The 463-nt window shown below is 79.7% G+C and carries 1 pseudogene; it reads right to left on the bottom strand.

Annotation, left to right across the window (positions count from 1 at the left end):
* Positions 1-463: pseudogene (locus LPA54_RS38035) on the bottom strand (hypothetical protein); the annotation flags it as partial.

Genomic DNA, 463 nt, shown 5'->3' with positions numbered 1-463 from the left:
AGGAAGGGGGTGAGCCCGGACGCCTCCTGGTGCAGCCGCACCAGCGTCGCGTACGCCTCGGCCAGCGCGGCGGCATGGGCGTCCGCGTCATGGGCGGAGCCCTCCCGCGCCGCCTGCGCGGCCGCCAGCACCGCGCCCGCGCGGGCGAGCACCGCGTGCCCCGGCAGCCCCGCGTCCTCGTACAGACCCGCCGCCTCCTCGTACAGCGCCGCCGCGTCCCCGTACGCGTTCCCGCGGTCCGCCAGCGTCGCCTCCTCCTCCAGCAGGTCGGCGCGCAGCCGCACCAGCGGGCCCACCTCCGGGTCGTCCGGGTGGACGTAGTCGCGGGCGGCGGCGAGGTCGCGCAGCCGTGCCCAGCAGGCGTGCGCGTCCGGGTGCCCCAGCTCGTCCAGCTCCCGTGCCCGCCTGATCAGGTCCGTCGGCGACTCGGGGAGCGGCTCGGCCGGCGCCGGCGCGGCGGGGG

This window comes from Streptomyces sp. DH12 (assembly GCF_020873895.1).
Lineage (GTDB): Bacteria > Actinomycetota > Actinomycetes > Streptomycetales > Streptomycetaceae > Streptomyces.
This window is presented reverse-complemented; position numbering and strand designations above follow the sequence as displayed.